At 66.8% G+C, this 268-nt stretch carries 1 protein-coding gene; it reads right to left on the bottom strand.

What is annotated here, in order from left to right:
* Nucleotides 1–268, bottom strand: a 268-nt coding sequence (locus SB752_RS32560; protein WP_410719521.1) for a hypothetical protein, incomplete at both ends; no start/stop codon positions are given.

The raw sequence follows: 268 nt of genomic DNA, 5'->3' as shown, positions 1-268 counted from the left end.
ACTCGGCCCAGGCGCCGGAGATCACCTTGACCGGGCCGCCCAATTCGGCAACGGCGCGGTCATGCAGGATATCGGCCAGCCCCTGGGCATCGAAATAGCGCCAGTCGGATGCCCGACGCCACAGGCCGGCGCCGTTGGGCGAGATCAGTTCCACGCGCGCCATCAGCAACAGCTGGATCACGACAAAGACCCACACGACCTGGCGAGGACGAAACGGCCCGTGCCACGCACTGCGCGCCAGTTCCATGGCGGCAGGCACGATGAACAG

Source organism: Brevibacillus sp. SIMBA_040 (genome assembly GCF_046535075.1).
Classification (GTDB): domain Bacteria; phylum Bacillota; class Bacilli; order Brevibacillales; family Brevibacillaceae; genus Brevibacillus.
The sequence above is the reverse complement of the archived record's forward strand: the minus strand, read 5'-3'. Positions and strand labels throughout refer to the sequence as shown.